The following is a 17,121-nucleotide window of genomic DNA, read 5'->3' as shown; positions in this document are numbered from 1 at the left end:
GCACTGATTCTCGGGAGGGGCATTTTCGCCAGCCAACCACGGCAGCGGTTAACGGAACGTTCCCGGAATCCGTCGCAACTTCGCCTTGTTTTTGCCGATAATCTGCCTCGATCGGCAATGGGGTTCCAGAAATCTGTGTATCCGTAAGGCCTTAAGGAACAAAGCTGTTAACGATGATTAAGAATGTCTTAATCGCGGCCATTTCATTCGTATCGCTCAACCAATAGGATGTTTGCGGATGTGTGCGGACAAGCTGCCGGCGGGCGTGCTTGCGGTCCGCGGGGGTTTATGAATCCAGCTTCGAGCTTGCGGGGGCTTTTGCAAGAACGGCTGGGTGCGTAAAAGTTTAGAGGGCTCAGACTGAACATGGCGAACAATCCCAAGAAGGTCAAAGATCCCACTGAAGTCGCGCTCTCCGCCATTCAGGAAGCGCTCAACATCAGCGATACGACCGTCGACCCCAATCGAAATTCGCTTGGCAACGAACTCGCCGCTCAGACCAGTCCGTCGGCCCCGCCGCCCTATTCCGATATGTCTTTTGACACGCGCGGAAGCGCCGAGCGGCCGGTGTTCGATCCGATCGAGGAGCCGCGCAGCCCCCGTCGCGCCGCCAACGATGATCGCGAAACCATCGGACAGATTCTGCAGGCGATCCAGAAGGGCAGCCCTGCCCGCAGCGTCTACACGCTTGCCTCCGTGTTTGGCGGCGTCTGGGTGATCGGTTGCGGCCTGCTGACCATCAGCTTCCTGCCCGCGCTGCAGGCGGCGATCGGACAGAGCGGCGGCGTGCTGGTGCTCGCCGGCCTTGCCGCGTTGTTCTTTGCGCCGGTGCTGTTGTTCTATTTCCTCGCGAGCCTTGCCTGGCGCGGCCAGGAAATGCGGATGATCGCGCAGTCGATGGCGCAAGTCGCGATCCGCTTCTCCGAGCCCGAGGGAGCCGCCGCCGATTCGATGGTGACCGTAGGGCAAGCGATTCGCCGCGAAGTCGCCGCGATGGGCGACGGCGTCGAGCGCGCGATCGCGCGCGCCGGCGAACTGGAAACGCTCGTCGCCAATGAAGTCGCAGCGCTCGAGCGCGCCTATTCCGACAACGAGGTGCGGATTCGCGCGCTGCTGCAGGATATCGCCCATCAGCGCGACAATCTGGTCGGCCAGGCCGAACAGGTTCGCAGCGCCATTTCCGGCGTCCAGATCGATCTGCGCCACGACATCGCGCTGATCTCGGACGCCATCGCCTCGCGCGTCGACGAGGTCGCGAAAAGCATCACCGGCGCGCTGGAAGAGCGCGGCCAGCACATCACGAGCGCCCTCAGTCATGCCGGCGACAACATGATCCTCGCGCTCGGCGAGCGCGGCGGCGACCTGCTCGACCGCCTGGAAGAAGCCAGCGCCGAGACCACGCGCGCCGTGCTCGACGCCTCCGAGCGGCTGACCACCAGCCTCAACTTCAAGACCGGCCACGTCCACGACGAGTTCGTCGATCTCGCCGATCGCGTCCACGAGATGCTGAACGAGCGCATCGACCGCATCACCGGCGAATTCGAGCAGCGCTCCTCGACCATCGTCGACGGCATCTCCGACCGCACCGAGCAGGTCCACGACTCCCTGAAGAATTCCTCCGACTCGCTCTTGCTCGAACTCGAACTGCGCTCGGGCGATCTCGTCAGCAAGATCGACGATGCCGGCAACCGCCTGGCGAGCCGCATCCTCACCTCCGGCGACAAGGCCAGCGACGCGCTCGACGTGACCGTCAACACGCTGGTCGCCAAGGTGATCAGCCAGACCGAAAACGCGCACGACAGCCTCGCGCTGCAGATGAGCGCGTACGACGAACTGGTGAAGAACCAGGGCGGCGAACTTGCGGAAAAATTCGCCCGCGACAGCGGCACGCTCGGCGCGCTGATCACGCGCCATATCTCCGAGTTCGATCGCACCGTCAAAACCTTCGGCGGCGAGATCGTCGAGCGCATGGGCGCGCGCACCCAGGAGATCAGCGACAGCCTGAAGAACTACGTCGACACCTTCGACACCCGCATGGTCTCGAACAGCGGCGAGATCACCGCTTCGCTCGATCAGCGCCTGCTGCAGTTCGAAACCACGCTCGGCACCCGCGTCAGCAACCTCGACACTTCGCTCGACAACAAGATCAAATGGTTCGATGAGACCGTCGACGGGCGCCTGAAATCGCTGGAGACGACGTTCGACACCCGCGCCAAGTCCGTCACCGAGACCATCGACAACCGCCTCAGCACCCTGACGGGCTCGCTGACCGACGGCGCAGCGCAGGCGATCCAGTCGATCGACCAGCGGCTCAGCCTGCTCACCTCCTCGCTGACCGAGGGCACCGCGCAAGCGATTGCAGCGGTCGACCATCGTATTGCCAACGTCACCGAAACCCTCGACGGCCGCAGCGCCTATCTGACCGACACCATCCAGGCGCGGTTCCAGGAAATCCATCAGGGCATTGAGACGCGGGTCGGCGACATCGCCAGTGGACTCGAGACGCGGGTCGGCGGCATCGCCAGCGGCATCGAAACCCGGGTCGGCGACCTCGCCAGCGGCATGGAGACGCGGGTCGGCGCCATCGCCGGCGACATCGACACCCGCGTGGCGCAGTTCGAGGACCTGCTCGGTTCGCGCATCGAGGCCGTGGCCGGCCGGATCGAAAGCAGCGGCCGCCAGGCCAGCGAAGATCTGATGTCGCGCGCCGAAATGCTGTCCTCCGGCATCAAGTCGCATGTCGAGGACGCCGAGCGTTCGCTGACCAATCTCGTCGTCAACACCGCAGAGACCATCCAGACCGGCGCGCGCACCGCGCAGCAGGCGCTGCTGACGGTTTCCTCCGATGTCGGCGCACAACTCAAGCTGACCTCGGCCGAGGTCGAAGCCAGCCTCACCGCCGTCGGGACAGGCGCGGCGAACTCGATCCTCACCAGCGCCCAGGATGCCCAGACCACGCTGGTGGCGGCCTCCTCCGAGGCAGCCTCGCAGATCAAATCGCTCGCCGCCGACGTCGAGCGCACCCTCTCGGCCGCCGGCGACGCCACGGCCGCGTCGGTTCTGTCAGGCGCGCGCGAGGCGCAGACCACGCTGGTGACCGCATCCGCAGACGCGGCAAACCACGTCAAGTCGCTTGCCGCCGACGTCGAGCGTTCGCTGTCGCTCGCAGGAACTGCAACCGCCGAGGCCGTCACCGCCGGCGCCCGCGAAGCGCAGAGCACGCTGGTCGCCGCCTCTACCGACGCCGCCACCCAGGTCAAGTCGCTCGCCGCCGACGTTCAGCGTTCGCTGTCGATCGCCGGAACGGCGACCGCCGAGGCGATCACAGCAGGCGCCCGCGAGGCCCAGAACACCCTCATGAGCGCGTCCTCCGACGCATCGAGCCAGGTCAAGTCGCTCGCTGCCGACGTGGAGCATTCGCTCTCGATGGCCGGCAATGCCACTGCCGAGTCGATCACGACGGGCGCGCGCGAAGCGCAGAACACGCTGATCACGGCGTCGACCGAAGCCGCCAACCACGTCAAGTCGCTGGCGGTCGATGTCGAACGCACGCTGACCGCGGTCGGCGCCAATACCGCCTCCTCCATCCTGAGCACCGCGCGCGAAGCCCAGAGCTCGTTTTCCGCGACCTCCGCCGACGCCGCCAACCAGATCAAGGCGATCGCCGCCGACATGGAGCGTTCGCTCGGCGTCGTCACCGCCAGCACGACCGACACCATCCAGACATCAGCGCAGAACGCGCAGAGCGCCCTGATCGCCGCCACCAACGAGGTCACTACCAAGGTCAAATCGACCTCGGCCGATATCGAGCGCTCGGTGCTCGCCGCGAGCAGCAATTTCGGCTCGACGATGACCGGCAAGACCGACGAAATCGTCACCTACGTTCAGCAGCAGACCGACCGTCTGGCGCAGATCGTCGACAGCCGCCGCGGTTCGCTGGTCGAGGCGCTCAGCACCAGGACCACGCAACTGACGACCGACATCGACCGCGTCACCGCCGACGCCTTGAAATCGATCGAGACCCGCGGCCAGGCCTTCTCGCAATCGATGTCGACCCACGGCTCGGAGGTCGCGCGCACGATCACGTCCGCGGGCGACATGGCCACCGGCGCGGTGGCAAAGTCGCTGAAGGATCTCGAGCAGTCGTCGCGCTCGGCCATCGACCAGTCGCGTCAGGTGTCGATCGCCGCCGTCACCGAAATGCAGGAGACCAGCAAGATCCTGCGCACCGACACGGTGGCGCTGTTCGAACGGCTGCGCGAAGGCAACATCCTGCTGCAGGAAGTGCTGACCGGCGCCCACGACAATCTCAACTCGCTGGAGCGCGCGCTGGTGACCCGCGTGGCCGACTTCGTCTCCGCCATGAACGACGTCACCGCCCGCAACGGGATCGCCACGCAGACCCTGGAAGACCAGCTCACCGTCTTCAACGGCAAGACCTCGAAGGCGCTGGAGGATCTCGGCGCACTGTCGAGCGAGTTCGAGAAGCACGGCAAGGAGCTGGTCGAGGCCGCCGGCGTGGTCGAACAGGCCAACCGTTCCACCTCGACCTCGGTCGCCGACCGCAAGTCGCAGCTTGAATCGCTGGTGACCACCATCGACCTGCGCACCACCGACCTCGACCAGCGACTGTCGCGCTTCACCGGCCTGCTCGACGAATCGCTCGCCGCGGCCGAAGAGCGCGCCCGCGATATCGCGCGCGTGGTGGCGGAAACCGCGGGCGCAGGCTCTGCCGCGATCAGCCGCCAGTTCGAAGCGGTGCGCGCTGCGGCCGAAAACGAGCGGCAGCAGACCCTCAATGCGATGAACGATCTGTACCAGCAGAGCAACCATGAGACGGATGCGATGTTCAAGGAGTCGACCGAGAAGTTCGGTGCGATGGTGCAGTCCATGAAGCAGATGGCGGCCGAGATGCATAACGAGCTCGAGGCAACCCGCAACGAGTTGCGCCGCGGCGTGCTCGAGATGCCGCAGGAGGCCGCCGACAACACCGCGCAGATGCGCAAGGTAATCGTCGACCAGATCGAGGCGCTCGCCGAACTCAACCGGATCGTCGCCCATCATGGCCGCGGCCTCGACGTCGTGACCTCCGGTCGCGCCAGCGTGCAGCGCCAGGAAGAGCCCGTGATGACAGCCGCCGCCGGCGGCCGCAACGAGGTGCGCATGCGCGACGCCGGCAGCGCATCGACGCTGCCGCCGCCGGACCTCGGCGTGCCCGCCCCTCGCCGCGCCGAAGCCCCGCCGGTCTCGCCGGCAGGCCAGGACGCTGGACGCGGCGACGGATGGCTGTCTGACCTGCTCCACCGCACCGACGCAGGTGCGGGACAGGCTCCCCGTGGCCGCCCGCCGCAGACCGCCGCCAATCCGCTGGAGTCGCTGTCGCTCGACATCGGCCGGCTGATGGACCGCAACCTCGCCTCCGAAATGTGGGACCGCTACCAGCGCGGCGAGAGCAAGGCGTTCAGCAAGCGGCTCTACACGCCGGCCGGCCAAAAGGCGTTCGACGAAGTCGCCCGCAAATATCGCGCTGACCGCGGCTTCAAGCAGACGGTCGACCGCTATATCGCCGAGTTCGAACGGCTGCTCGACGAGGTCGCGCGCGAGGATCGCGGGCCGCAGGCGCTGCGCGGCCACCTCACCTCGGAGACCGGGCTGGTCTACACGTTGCTCGCGCACGCGGCCGGGCGGCTGGGTTAAGCGCGAATAGCGAGTGCCGAATAGAAAACGGAGGCCTCGCGGCCCCGTTTCTGGCTTGAATCCCTGTGGCTTGAATGCGCTATCTGACAGTCGATGGAATGCTCTCGGGAACAGGAATCCGGGATTCCCTCATTGGGAAACATCTCGATCCCAATGAAGTCGGACTTTCTCCTGAACTCGTCGGAAGAATCGAAAAGTGGGTCATCGACTACGAAACTGCCCACTACCGTCAGTTCAACGATGAAGCCGAAAATCAAAGATTAGATCAGGAAGGCATCGAAATCGCGCGCCAGGCGCAATCACCGCTGCCTGAAATGAAGGTTGACTATTTCTCGAACGCACAGATGAAAAAAATTCGCTTCAAATAGGATGCTGCAAGGTGAGGTCGAACAGCCCTTGCCGATGTCGTCATTGCGAGGAGCCAAGCGAAGAAGCAATCCACTCTTTTCTACGCAACCGCGATGGATTGCTTCGCGGAGCCTGTCATCGGGCGCGCATTCGCGCGACCCGTTGGCTCGCAATGACGGCTCTCTCGCCATTCGCGACCCTACTGCCGCTTCTGCCCGTTCGGCGGCTTCGGAGCTGCTGCGGTCGTCGGTGCCGGCCTCGCCGGGGCAGCCGCAGCCTCCGCCGGCGCGGCGTTGTTGCCGCCGCCGAAGATCACGCGGGTCGGGTTGCGGTCGAAATTGTTCACCGCGCGGCTGATGTCGGAGAGCGTGCGGCGGCCATCGGCTATCAGCGCGCCGGATCGCTTGTCGAAGTCCTCGGCGAGGTCGCGGATCGACTTCACCATTAGATTCAGTTCGCCGCCGGCGGCGCCGCCCGCGACCGTGTTCAGCCCGAGCATGAGGCTGTCGGCCTTGCCCATCACGCCGTCGACCCTGAGCATGACGTTGTCGATCTTCTCGGAATTGCGCGCGAGCGCGGCCGTGAAGGTTTCGAGATTCCGCAGCGAGTTCTTCACGGATTCCTGGTTGTCGGCGACGATCCGGTTGACGTTCTGCAGCGTGGCGCGGATGGACTCCGTCACGTCCTGCAGCGCGCTCGGGTCGGCGGTCAGCATCGGAACGCCGTCCTCGTCGAGCGGCACGGCAGCCGCATTTTCCTCGCCGCCCTTCAGCGAGATCGCCGCAACGCCGGTCAGCCCCTGGAATTCGAGGCCGACGAGCGTGTCCTTGCGGATCGGGGCGTTGTTCTCGACCATCGCCAGTGCGACCACGCGCCGCGGGTTGTCGAGTTTGACCGAGACAACCTCCCCTATCCTGATACCATTGAAGTTGACACTGCCGCCATTGCGCAGGCCGGACGCCGGACCTTCGAACACGATGCGGATCGGGCTGCGCTGCTTGGTGGTGTGCAGGCTCTGAAACCACAGCACGAAGCCGAATGCGGCGGCGATCACCGCCAGCGTGAAGGCCCCGATCAGGACGTAATTCGCCCGCGTTTCCATAACTCAAGGTACTCCGGAATCTGGGTCTGTTCAGCTTCGCCGATCAGACCCGTCGTTTATCGCTTGTTTGAGCATGATCTCATCAAAAACCGGTGCGCACTCCGTGATCATGCTCTCTAGCCCATGACCGCGCGGGCACGCTTGCCGTGAAAATATTGCCTCAGCCAGGGATGCTGCGAGGCCTGCATGTCGGCAATCGATCCTGCTGCTATGATCTTACCGTTCCCTAAAACCGCGATGCGGTCGCAGGCCGTATAAAGGCTATCGAGATCATGGGTTACCATGAAAACCGTCAGGCCCAAAGTACGCTGCAGGGTGCGTACCAGCTCGTCGAAGTCCCCGGCGCCGATCGGATCGAGGCCGGAGGTGGGCTCATCCAGGAACACCAGTTCGGGATCGAGCGCGAGCGCGCGCGCCAGCGCCACGCGCTTGATCATGCCGCCCGACAACTCGGACGGATAGCGGTCGGCGACCTCGGGGCGCAGGCCCACCATGCCGAGCTTGGCCACCATGATCTCGTCGAGCAGCCGCTGCGAGACCTTGAGATATTCGCGTACCGGAAACTGGATGTTCTGGCGCACCGTGAGCGAGGAGAACAGCGCACCCTGCTGAAACAGGATGCCCCAGCGGCGCTCGACGCCGCGGCGCTCGGTGGCACTCGCGGCATCGAGATCGACGCCGAACACCTCGATACGTCCGGCGACCTTCGGCACCAGGCCGATGATGGTCCGCGTCAGCACCGATTTTCCGGCGCCCGACGGACCGACAAATCCCAAAATCTCGCCGCGCTTGACGTCGAGGTTGAGTCCATCGAGCACCCGCGTCTTGCCGAACTGCACGGTGATGTCGCGAACCCGGATGATGGCGTCGGAAATTTCGCCCGCCATGATTACATTCCGATCGATGCGAAGAAGATGGCGAACACGCCGTCCATCACGATGACGAAGAAGATTCCCTTCACCACCGAGGACGTCGTGTGCTGGCCGAGCGACTCGGCGCTGCCCTGCACGGCCAGTCCCTCGACGCAGGCGACGATGCCGATCACCGCCGCCATCACGGGCGCCTTGATGATACCGACGATGAAGTGGTCGATCGAGATGGCGTCGCGCAGCCGCAGCAGGAAGGCTTCGGGATCGACGCCGCCGTAGAGCCACGCCACCAGCCCGCCGCCGTAAAGCGCCGCCATCGCGCCCAGAAACGCCAGGATCGGCAGCGCCAGCACCAGCGCGAGCATCCGCGGCAGGATCAGGACTTCGATCGGGTCAAAACCCATGGTGCGCAGCGCATCGATCTCCTCGCGCATCTTCATCGAGCCGAGTTCGGCGGTGTAGGCCGAGCCCGAGCGGCCCGCCACCATGATCGCCACCAGCAGCACGCCGATCTCGCGCAGCACCAGCACGCCCCAGCATATCGACCACAAAAATGTCGGCGCCGAACTTGCGGAAATGGAAGATGCCCTGCTGCGAAATGATGCAGCCGATCAAAAACGTGATCAGCACCACAATCGGCACCGCGCGCCAGCACACCTGCTCCAGATGATGGATGGTCGAGGTCAGGCGGAAGCCGCGCGGGCGAATCAGGACGTGGCCGGCCGCGGCGAGCACCGCGCCCAGCATGTCGATCAGCCCGATCAAGGTGCCGCCGACACCGGCCACGCTGCGGCCGATCTGCTCCAGCATGCCCGTAATCGTCACCCCGTCGGTTTCGACGACCGGCTCGGCCTTCACACGGCGCACCTCGTCGACCAGGCTCGAATAATTGGCCGAGAGCCCGGCGATCTGGGCCTCGATGCCGCCCTGGGTCAGGCTTCGCCGTAGTCGCTCGATCAGCCAGGCGCCGAACGTGTCGAGCTTTGACACCTGCGAGACGTCGATGAAAATGTTGGGCCGGGTGCCGCCGAGCTTCTCGGCGTCGGCGACCATTCGTTCCAGTACCGGCGCAAAGCGGGCCGTCCACGCGCCAGTCGCGCACAGCGCCAGCGCGTTGCCCCTGGCTATCCGCTCCAATGTCGGGTCGCCGCTCACGATACCCACCCCTTAAGGCCGATATGCGCCCCTGAAAAACGTCAGGTTCCGCACGCCGCTTGCCTTGTAGAATCTGTTCTAGATCATGATCCGATGAATCATGATCTAATCCCTTTTAATCGAGCATGATCTGGTCGGAAAACCGGTGCCCACTTTTCCGGATCATGCTCTAACCAGCCATAGTTGGTTGCAGCGAGCAAGCTTACGGTTCAGAAAATTGCCAGATTTTAAAATGACTTCCCGCCTTTCCCGAAAGCTTGCCGCCAGCATCGAACGCTGGCCGATCGCAGGCGCCTTCACTATCAGCCGGGGCGCCAAGACCGAGGCCGTCACTGTCGTCGCCACCGTCAGCCATGACGGCGAGAGCGGCCGCGGCGAATGTGTACCCTACCCCCGTTATGGCGAAACACCTGAAGCGACGCTGGAAGCACTTAACGCGATGCAGGAACCGCTTGCGAGGGGACTGGACCGAACGGCCCTGCAGGCGGCGATGCCCGCGGGCGCCGCCCGGAACGCGCTCGATTGCGCGCTGTTGGACCTCGAGGCCAAAAGCAGCGGCCAGCGGGTCTGGACCCTGCTCGGCCGGCCGGCGCCGCGCTCCTGCACCACCGCCTTTACGATCTCGCTCGGCACGCCGGAAGCCATGGCCGCAGCTACCGCCAAGGCCGCGCACCGGCCGCTCTTGAAGATCAAGCTCGGCAGCGACGGTGATGACGCGCGGATATCAGCAGTCCGCAAGGCAGCCCCGGAATCCGAACTGATCGTGGATGCCAACGAAGCCTGGACGCCGGACGATCTCGAATACAATCTGGCCGCCTGCGCCAATGCCGGCGTCACGCTGGTCGAGCAGCCGCTGCCGGCCGGGCGAGACGAGGCGCTGGCGCGCATCAAGCGCCCGATCGCGGTCTGCGCCGACGAAAGCGTGCATGACCGCGCCTCGCTCGACGGCCTTCGCGCGCGCTACGACGCCGTCAACATCAAGCTCGACAAGACCGGCGGGCTGACGGAGGCGCTCGCCATGGCCGATGCCGCGCAGGCGCTCGGCTTTGAAATCATGATCGGCTGCATGGTCGCGACCTCGCTGGCGATGGCGCCGGCCATGCTGCTGGCGCAACAGGCCCGATTCGTGGATCTCGACGGTCCGCTGCTGCTGGCGCACGACCGCGATGGCGGGCTGCGCTACGACGGCAGCCTGGTCTATCCGCCGGAAGCCGCCTTGTGGGGCTGACGCGAGAGCCGGTCCCGCGCCAGCCAGACGACCAGCCCGCCCAAGGCGGCCATCACAACCATCACGTAATAGATGCCCTGCCCCCAGGTCTCGTAGATCGTGCCTGACGCGATCGACGCGAGGCCGGCGACGATGCCGCCGCAGGCGGTCAGATAACCCTGCGCGCGCGCCATCACGTGGCCGGGCACGTGGTGCAGCATCAGTCCCATGACACCGACCTGCGTCAGCCCGAAGCTCAGCGCATGCGCGAGTTGCACGATCGCGAGAACAGCCAGCGGCGGGTCCTGTGCCGTTATCGCCCAGCGCGCGGCGGCGCTGACCGCCGCGATCACCACCAGCGTCGACGGCTGCAGGGTGAATCGCGGCGACAGCGCGAACAGCACGATCTCGGCAATCACGCCCAGGACCCACAGAACTGCAATCGTCAGCCCGTCGAACCCCGCTTGTTGCCAGGCAATCGACGCGAAAATGTAATAGGCGGCATGGCTGCCCTGGATCAGCGCCGACGCCACGATAACAGCGATGAAGCCGCCGTCGCGCAGCAACGCGCCCGCGCCACCGGTGCCCGGGCGGGCCGTCCTGCTGTCGTCCAGCGGCTGCAGCGCGAGGCTGGCCAGCGCCCCGATCGCGGCCGAGCCGGCGATGATCCAGATCAGATGTCGGGCGGCGATGAGGTCGAACAGCACCCCGCAGACCAGCGCCCCGAGGACGAAGGCGGCCGAGCCCCACAGCCGCAACGGTCCGTAATTGAGGCCATAGCGCTTCACCCCCCGTAGCGCATAGGCATCCGTCAGCGGCACCATGGGCGTCCACAGGCAGCAGGTCAGGGCGTAGATCAGGAACACCAGCACCGGCAGATGCTGGGTTCCCAGAATGAAAAAGCCCAAGGCGGTGGCAAGGGCGGTCACGATGATGGCCCCGCGCAAGGCCTGGCGCCGTTCCGCAAGGCCCGTCACCAGCGGTAGCACCGTAAACCGCGTCACCGGGGGAACGGCCGTAATCAGCCCTATCCAAAATGCATCAATCCCGACCGCCTTCAACCAGACCGTGAAAAACGGCAGGTGGGTGCCGGTCATGCCGAACAGCGTGCCGTAAAACAGCGCCACCCGCGTCGCGAAATGCCTGGATGCATCTTGAGAAGCTGTGGGGATTTGTGATTCGCTCTGCATCAATTCAATTGCGATTCGGGCAATATCGTGTTGTCTCGTTATCGCAATGCGCGCTGATTTGCGCGAAGAGTTTGACATGGCCGACGAAGCATTCGCCCTTTCGCCGATCTCAGCACGCGCCGCGCTGCCGCGCGAGGAGGACTATGCTGCGATCGCCGAAGCCTTCATGGAGACTTCGCGGGGCCGCTGGTTCCTGACCGAATACGCCAAGCGCAACCGCAATGCCGACACCCGCATGGTGCTGGACGCGGTAGTGAGGATCGAGCAAAGCCTCGCCGCCCAGCGGGAAGAAGACCTTCAGCGGCAGGAAAGCCTCCAGCGGGAGGAAGGCCTTTCGGCGCAGCAGGCCGCAGAGGCCGTCGCCGCGGCCGCCGCGGCGCAGGAGCGCCTGACCGAGGCGCTCGCCGCCATCCGCAATTCGGTCGAAGCGGCCGAGGAATCGGCGGTGGAGGCGCTCGACAGCCTCGCGCTGGAGCAGCGGCTGGCCCCGGTCCGCAAGGGCGCGCGGGTGTTGCGGGAAATCGCCTGGCGTTTGCGGGAAATCGGCAATGACGGGCGGATCTGCGACCTGATCGATTCGCAGGTCACCGTCATCGAGAGGGGCACCGACCAGTTCTCCTCCGAGGAGGCGCGCGTAGCGCTGCGTGCGGCCTTTGCGGCCCTGCAAGGCCGGCTTATGGAATTCGGCGACGACGACGGTTCGGCAGCGCTGGCAACCGAGACCGAAGCGGCGGCGCCCTCCCCGGCCGCGCCGGAAACGGCCCCGGCGGCGCAGACAGCCGAAACAGTTTTGACAGAGGAAGTTGCCGAGGCACCGTCCGCTTCGCCAGTCATGACTGCCGAGGCCGCGCGTGCGGCGGCGGAAACCGTGCTGACGCAGACGAAATCGCCACCGGCCGCCGAAGTCGCCGCCGCCCAGGAAGCCGCTGTCCAGGAAACGGCTGTCCACAACGCCACCCAGGAGGCCGACGACCAGGACGAGGCGGTCCTTGACATGATCGCGATGGAGATGGGCGCGCCTGATCCGATCAGCGACGACGAGATCGCCGAAGCGGCAGCCGAGCAAGCCCGTCTGGCGGAGCCTGCGCCGACCGCTCCCGTGATCGTCGCAAAGGCGCCCGAACCGGTCGCCGCGCCGTCGCCGCCGCCGGTTCAACAGGTGGTTCAGCCACCCCCGCCGCCCGCCGCCGCGCCTGTGCCACCGGCGCCTGTGCCGGCCGTGGAAGTGTCGCTCGGCTCGACCCTCATCGCGAGCGGCATGTTGCGAAAGCCGGTCACGGCGGCCAACGACCCGCTGGCGCCGATCCGGCGCATGAGCCAGGTCGAGAAGATCGCGTTCTTTTCGTAAAACGCCTCTGCGTCGCTGCTCGAAGCGCTCCGGCTTCCACAACGCGTCCGCAGCATTTGTTGCACCTGCGAATAGTTCGCTTTCCGGTTGATTCGCTTCCGCGCCGACGTCAAGCTGGCGCGATTGTCGTGCCAGCGGAGATCGCCGTGAAAACCAGCATCATCGTCAACCCGATGGCGAACAAGGGCAGTTGCGGCAAGCGCTGGCCGCAAATTCGCGCCGAACTCGAAAAGCATCTCGGCCCGATCGATGACGACGACATCACGATGACCCGCGCGCCCAATCACGCGACTAAGCTGGCGCAGGAAGCCGTCGGCGCCGGTTGCCAGCGCCTGATCTCGGTCGGCGGCGACGGCACCTTCAGCGAGATGATGAATGGCGTGATCTCGGACGACCGGCCGATCGCGCCCGACCTCGTACTGGCGCAACTGCCGGGCGGCACGTCGAACGAACTTTCCCGCTCGTTCGGCCAGCTCGCGCTCGGCGAGGCCAGCAAGGCCATCGCCATGGGCCACACGCGCGACATCGACGTATTCCGCGCCGACGCCAGGGGCTATGCGGGCGGCCAGGTGACGCGCTACGGCTTCGTGCTCGCCATCGTCGGCGCCGCCGCCACGATTTCCTGGCGCGCGCAGCGCGTGCCGCTCCTGAAGCGGCTCGGCCCGATCAGCTACGTCCTGATGACGGCGTTCACGTCGCTGACCTACAACCCGCGCAACTACCGCATCCGGATCGACGACGAGGCCGAACAGAGCCTGCCGATGTGGTCGCTGATGCTGTGCAGCTTCGACGGCGCGGGCGAAGGCCTGATGCTCGCGCCCGGCGCCGACCCCGGCGATCGCAAGCTCGACCTGATCATGGTCGGCGATATCGGACATTGGGAGACCCTGACAAAGATCGTCCCCAACCTCGGCGACGGCAGTTATCTCGCGCACCCGAAGGTGTCACGGCGCCACGCGACGCGGATCACTATCGAAAGCGATCGCATGGTCCGCGCCGACGTCGACGGCGAAAGCATCGGACAATTGCCGATGTCGGTCACGGTGCTGCCGTTCCGCCTCAAGGTGGCAGTCCACCGATAGCGGCCCGCGCCGGGACGTTCGTTTGGAATGTCACCCGGTTTTGCCTGCCGCCCGCAACGACCAACCCTCCGGAATCCGAAGGCCTGCTACGTGCTGCCGGCTGGTAGCAAGGCCACACCCATTCCTTGTGGCTACAACACCGCAGAGAAGGCTCCGCAGCGCGCTGCGGCGATCGATTACATCCATTGTTGTTCTCCTTGCCGGGATGTCCCTCACCTCGCCTCTTCGTATTCAGTCAGCTCGTTCTCAATCGGCTGCCCGTCGGCGCATCGCTCGGAATCTCGCCCGGCAGATAGTTCGGAAGCCAGCCAGCCGGAATAATCGCCAGCAGCGCAAGGCCGGCCATAATCAGGAGCCCTATCTTCAGGGCGCGCAGCCGCGCCTCGGCGTTTACGCGCACGGCTTCCTCGACCTGCTGCGGCGAGGCGGTCGTGCCTTCCATCACACTGCGCAGCCGGTCATTGCTGACGAAGGTAATGTTATCGAGATCGACCTGGCTCTGGATTTCTTTTGGCAGCACGGGATTCGCCGCGATGCTGGTCAGCGCGATCGAACTCAACAGGCCGACGAGAAGCGCACCCGCCAGCGCCGTTCCGACCGCCGCGGCAAGATTTTGCGTGGTGCCGCGCAGTGAACCGACGTCGCCGGCAAGCTCCTTGGGCGAGGCCGTGACCAGCACGTTGAACAGCAACGTCACCAGCGACCCCTGGCCGATGCCGAACAGAATCAGCCCGAGCAGCACCGGGACCTCGCTCCAGTCGTTACGCACGACAAAGGCGAGCCACACCAGCCCTATGGTGCACAGAATGAAGCCGTAGCGGCCGATCTGCCGCGGCGTCAGCCGGTCATACAGATTGACGATCAGCATCGCCGTAAAAAATACCGTCAGGTTGAACGGCATCATCGCAACGGCGGTCGCGAGCGGCGAGCGGCCCTGGACGATCTGGATATACAGCGGCACCGAGAAATTCAGCGCCGCCTCCAGCGCGACCACGGCAAACAGCGCGTAAACCGCGCAGCGCTCCTCCGGCGAGTCGATCACCCCGAGCGCCAGTAGCGGCGTCTTCCCCGCCGCCTGCCGCCGGTGCGTCCACATCAGGAATGCCTGCCCGAGCACGACACCGAGAATGATCATCACCGGCGCCGGTGAAAGACCGAGCAGATCGAACGGCGCGTTGGCGGTCGCCAGCGCAAGCCCCCAGCCGTTCAGGTTGTTGAAGCCGAAGCTGATGAGGATGATGGCCGAGGCGGCCAGAACGACACCGAAGATATCGAACTGCACGTCCGGGCGGCCGTAGTCGCGCTTGAGGCGGAAGCTCAGGAGAAAGACGATGGCGGAAACCGCGATCAGGATTCCGAACGCCGGGCGCCAGCCGATATAGGTGCCGAGCACGCCGCCGATGATGAACGCCAGCACGCCAGCCGCCGCCCGCGCCGAGCCGAGCGCGCCGACGGCCGTCGCCTGCTGCCGCCCCGTGTAGTTCTCGGCGATCAGCGCCACCAGCGACGGCACGATGACCGCGCCCGCCGCGCCGCAAAGCGCCTGCGCCACGATCATCAATGTTGCCGTCGGGCTGAAGGTCATCAATATCTGCGATGCACAGAACAGGACCACGGCGAAGCGGAACACCTGCAACGCGCCAAACCGCTGCGCGAGCTTGGCGCCGAGCATGACGAAGCCGGCCACCAGCATTGAATAAGCCACGATCCCGGTGGCGACCGTCGTCGGCGGCACGCCAAAACTCTTCACCATCCCGCCGAGCGCGACCGGCAGCGAGGCGACGTTGAAGGACATGATCATCTGGCCGAGCGCGATCGCGATCATCGGCACCCACGACTCCCGCGCTTGTTCCCGGATTGCTCCGATCAATATCGAGTGCGTCGCCATGGTATCCTCCCGAGTTCCCCGGTTTGCGGATCGGCCGGCCGCTGGCAGCGCGTTCACGCCGCTCGGTGCATCGCCTCACACTTCCGGTTGAGAAACGAACAGATCCATTCCCAGCCGCTGCGACAGGAATTTTGCCGCAAGCTGTCCCTTCACGCTGTTGCCGGCCGCATCGAGCGGCGGCGCGAAGGTGCCGAAGCCGCCCTTGCCCGGAGAAACCGCGACGATGCCGCCGCCAATCCCGCTCTTGCCAGGCAGGCCGATGTCGTAGAGCCAGTCGCCCGAGGTCTCGTACAATCCGGCTGTTATCATCACGGTGAGCGCATAATGGCAGACCGCGGCGTCGACCACGCGCTGCCGCGTAACGGGATTGACGCCGCCGTCCGCCAGCGTCGCGCCCATCACCGCCAGATCCCTGGCGCTCACGTTCAGCGAGCACTGCCTGGTGTAGAGATCGGTTGCCTGCTTGACGTCGCAGTAGATGCGGTCGTAGCTCTGCAGCAGCCGGGCGATACTGCGGTTGCGGTAATTGGTTTGCGACGCCGAGGCGTATACCTCTTCATTGAGCGTGAGCTTGCGCCCCGCAAACCGCGACAGCCCGTCGTGAATGAATTGCCATTGGCCTTCCGCCGTCAGCCCGGGCACGAGGCTCGTGGTCGCGATCGCGCCCGCATTGACCATCGGATTGGTGCGGCCGGCGCCCTGCTCGATGGCAGCAAGCGAGTTGAACGGCAACCCGGTGGCGTTCGCCCCAAGTCTGGCGCGCGCCTCCTCGGGGCCGACCGTCTCGCAAACCAGCGCGAACACGAACGGCTTCGACACGCTCATGATCGAAAACTTGTACTCGGTGTCGCCGGCTTCGTAGATGCGCCCGCTGGTTCCGACTACACAGATCCCGAACAGTTCTCTGGGAACCCGCGCGAGCGCGGGATAGACCTGTGAATTATGTCCGTCGCCGTTCAACCTGAAACGCCGGTGCGCATCTAACACCAGCTTCTGCACCATTTCGGGCCCGGGCAGATGTCCCGTCGAGATGTATGGCCGTTCTGATTGTTCTGCGATCGAAGGAAAGTCCATTGGACCCCTCCCGGCGGCTGGACAAGCTCCCTTGGAGATTGTCCGGCCGCTCAACACACACGAGTTGCACGCCGAGAACGATCTTCGACGACCGCTTCAGCTTCTTGTGACCGGTAGTGAACGTAGTTCTCGAAGGTGTACCTAGTCAATCATACAACCTT

Annotated in this window: 10 protein-coding genes and 1 pseudogene; 5 read left to right on the top strand and 6 right to left on the bottom strand. The window is 65.2% G+C overall.

The annotated features are described in order from the left end of the window. The first annotated feature begins 366 nt into the window (after positions 1–366). A complete protein-coding gene (locus tag V1293_RS35050) occupies positions 367–5,697 on the top strand; it encodes a negative regulator of septation ring formation (protein WP_334516265.1) in 5,331 nt (1,776 codons plus the stop codon). Positions 5,698–5,771: 74 nt separating this feature from the next. Then, complete coding sequence (locus tag V1293_RS35045) at positions 5,772–6,065, top strand: hypothetical protein (protein ID WP_334516263.1); 294 nt, start codon at positions 5,772–5,774, stop codon at positions 6,063–6,065. A gap of 179 nt (positions 6,066–6,244) precedes the next feature. Here the strand turns inward: V1293_RS35045 and V1293_RS35040 are convergent, their stop codons facing one another. The 3 genes and pseudogenes from V1293_RS35040 to V1293_RS35030 form a co-directional block, all read right to left on the bottom strand. Then, entirely contained in the window at positions 6,245–7,147 is a 903-nt protein-coding gene (locus V1293_RS35040; protein ID WP_334516262.1) for an MlaD family protein, read from the bottom strand. Between the two features lie 116 nt (positions 7,148–7,263). After that, positions 7,264–8,034, bottom strand: a complete 771-nt coding sequence (locus tag V1293_RS35035) for an ABC transporter ATP-binding protein (protein WP_334516260.1) — start codon at positions 8,032–8,034, stop codon at positions 7,264–7,266. A gap of 2 nt (positions 8,035–8,036) precedes the next feature. After that, positions 8,037–9,171, bottom strand: a pseudogene (locus V1293_RS35030) (ABC transporter permease). A 232-nt stretch (positions 9,172–9,403) separates the two neighbouring features. On the opposite strand from V1293_RS35030, the gene dgcA reads away from it, so the two are divergent. After that, on the top strand, positions 9,404–10,399 hold the full coding sequence (gene dgcA, locus V1293_RS35025) for an N-acetyl-D-Glu racemase DgcA (protein ID WP_334516258.1): 996 nt from the start codon (positions 9,404–9,406) through the stop codon (positions 10,397–10,399). Here the strand turns inward: dgcA and V1293_RS35020 are convergent. After that, a complete protein-coding gene (locus V1293_RS35020; RefSeq protein ID WP_334516256.1) occupies positions 10,369–11,568 on the bottom strand; it encodes an MFS transporter in 1,200 nt (399 codons plus the stop codon). The two genes, dgcA and V1293_RS35020, sit on opposite strands and share 31 nt — an antisense overlap. 76 nt (positions 11,569–11,644) lie before the next feature. Between V1293_RS35020 and V1293_RS35015 the strand changes: the two genes are divergently transcribed. Together V1293_RS35015 and V1293_RS35010 are read left to right on the top strand one after the other, a co-directional pair. Next, positions 11,645–12,916, top strand: a complete 1,272-nt coding sequence (locus V1293_RS35015; RefSeq protein WP_334516254.1) for a hypothetical protein — start codon at positions 11,645–11,647, stop codon at positions 12,914–12,916. 146 nt (positions 12,917–13,062) lie between these two features. After that, positions 13,063–13,998: a diacylglycerol/lipid kinase family protein gene (locus V1293_RS35010; RefSeq protein WP_334516252.1), complete on the top strand. Its 936-nt coding sequence runs from the start codon at positions 13,063–13,065 to the stop codon at positions 13,996–13,998. A gap of 235 nt (positions 13,999–14,233) precedes the next feature. On the opposite strand, the gene V1293_RS35005 is transcribed toward V1293_RS35010, so the two are convergent. Then, positions 14,234–15,886 (bottom strand): MFS transporter, encoded by a 1,653-nt coding sequence (locus tag V1293_RS35005; protein WP_334516250.1) that lies wholly within the window; start codon positions 15,884–15,886, stop codon positions 14,234–14,236. Positions 15,887–15,961: 75 nt separating this feature from the next. After that, positions 15,962–16,960 (bottom strand): glutaminase A, encoded by a 999-nt coding sequence (gene glsA, locus V1293_RS35000; RefSeq protein ID WP_334516248.1) that lies wholly within the window; start codon positions 16,958–16,960, stop codon positions 15,962–15,964. Positions 16,961–17,121 lie beyond the last annotated feature (161 nt).

The sequence above is a fragment of the Bradyrhizobium sp. AZCC 1693 genome, assembly GCF_036924745.1.
In the GTDB taxonomy this organism is placed as follows: Bacteria; Pseudomonadota; Alphaproteobacteria; order Rhizobiales; family Xanthobacteraceae; genus Bradyrhizobium.
Note: the sequence above shows the minus strand (reverse complement) of the source record. Positions and strands in the feature narration are given on the sequence as shown.